This is a genomic window from Vibrio sp. 1557 (genome assembly GCF_033340175.1).
In the GTDB taxonomy this organism is placed as follows: Bacteria; Pseudomonadota; Gammaproteobacteria; order Enterobacterales; family Vibrionaceae; genus Vibrio; species Vibrio alginolyticus.
The window spans coordinates 1-1,733 of record NZ_JAWOVZ010000080.1 but is presented as its reverse complement, the minus strand read 5'-3'; the positions used below and the strand labels follow the sequence as shown (position 1 = coordinate 1,733).

Here is a 1,733-nt window from a genome sequence, read left to right as displayed (position 1 = left end):
CACGGAGAATACCGACCTCATGCAAAAAGCGGGGCAAAATTCTTTGATTGTTGAAGTGCCAGTAGTGAGGGGCTCCTGGCATTTCGGGAGCATGATCGGTGGTACAAAGAAGTTTTAGCCCCTTATTCTTGGCTGCCAATGCGTTCTCTAAAATGGTGCTGTAGGCATGTCCACTGGCAATAGTATGGGTGTGGCTATCAACGACGATATCCATGGTGACCTCCTAAATTGTGGACAAATTATCGAATTTCGAACGAACCGTTTTGATTGAGAAACAGCGTGAGATCCGCTGGAATTGAGTGATTTAAAACCTTATCTACATTTACGGCATCTGAGTTTAAATAAAACGCTAATGCGGATTCTGGGGCGGTGCCACCACGAATCTTACGGTTTACTAAGCGTTCTTGCAGAAACTCAGGCTGTGTATCGACGAAGACGGTAAAATCTGCCAAACGATGCAGTTCATTCCACACCGGTTCATTAAGCAGTAACCAATTCCCCTCAACGACAACAACATTGCGATTCACTAAAATGGCGTCGTCGACTGGATCATGCAAATTGCGGTCGTAGTAAGGCCATTTCGGATCTTTAACTTTGAGCTGTTTGAGCTTGTCGATAAGCTCCGTCAGATTAAATGTTTGATAGGCCCCCTTAATACTGCGCAGAGACACGAGCTCGCCATCTCGTTCAATCGTATTGTTGTCGAGGATCTCATTTGGATAATGGAAACCATCAAACGGCAGCACTTGTAAAGGCTCTTGGCTTTCATCTTGTTCCGACAAGTATTCCCAGAACGCAGCGAGTGTCGACTTGCCACTGCCCGGAGGAGCACTCAAGAACACCACTATGCGTTCCTGCTTCTCATGATAGAGGCGAGTAAATTTTTCGATAAGAGGCTGATGGATTCGTTTTACGTCAGCATCGGGAAAGGTTGCTTCGGTTTCGAAGCCACTGACGTTTAAATTCACTTTCATGGTGAACCCTTACTGATTGATTTCCTCTTCGATTCTTTCTATCAACATTTCACACGACAGCTTGAGCACTGTTTTGATGAGAGATTCGTATCTCATTTGCGAAAAGGACTCAAACGAAGAGAACTTTAGCTGATTGATCGACTCAAGATAAAAGCAGTCTTGCTGAGAAGAGAGTACAGCTTGGTTTTTGATGAAGTCATAAATCACATCATCTGTAAACGCGATCTTTTCAGGCTGAGTAACCACATACTCCAAAACCTGATCGTACAAGCCTATGTCTGCATAAGTTTGTAATGAGATTTTTCCCATCGCAAACATCAACTTGGAGACAACATCGGTCGTGACCAATGGCCCATCTTCTCTCAATAATGGATCCACAGCATACTCCTTCACTAAGTCGTCTTGGACGAACACACTCGGAAGTAATGCTTTTAACTTGAGGTTAATTATTTTGTTAGAAACCTGAAGAAACGCAGTGGCATTTTCACACTCATCCAATTTCTCCAGTAATTCGTCTTCACGTGACAACGTCTTATGACCTCTCCATTATGTGGCAGCGCAAAGGCTACCACACATGTTCGTTGCAACTAAACCGTTAAGCTCACGTCATAAAACTCAAGTAACGCTTTTTCTGCATGCGCGTTCCACACATAGTTGTTCGCGCACAAAATCGCATCGAGTTCCGCAAAGAACGGGTCTTGGTCTGCCAACGATAAAAAGTCATCAATCGCCGTCAATGGCAGGTCAATATGTGGGTAA

General features: G+C 44.3%; 2 protein-coding genes and 2 pseudogenes. All 4 read right to left on the bottom strand.

The features are described from left to right. Positions 1-214, bottom strand: a pseudogene (locus tag R7070_RS24730) (phosphatase); the annotation flags it as partial. Positions 215-239: 25 nt separating this feature from the next. Next, positions 240-974 (bottom strand): nucleoside/nucleotide kinase family protein, encoded by a 735-nt coding sequence (locus tag R7070_RS24725; RefSeq protein WP_318141344.1) that lies wholly within the window; start codon positions 972-974, stop codon positions 240-242. Between the two features lie 9 nt (positions 975-983). Further along, positions 984-1,502, bottom strand: a complete 519-nt coding sequence (locus R7070_RS24720; RefSeq protein ID WP_005462031.1) for an MltR family transcriptional regulator — start codon at positions 1,500-1,502, stop codon at positions 984-986. Positions 1,503-1,561: 59 nt separating this feature from the next. Further along, positions 1,562-1,733: pseudogene (locus R7070_RS24715) on the bottom strand (L-sorbose 1-phosphate reductase); the annotation flags it as partial.

Excerpts from the sequence above, each read along its gene's own strand:
- R7070_RS24725 (WP_318141344.1), bottom strand. The coding sequence starts at position 974 with ATGAAAGTGAATTTAAACGTCAGTGGCTTCGAAACCGAAGCAACCTTT.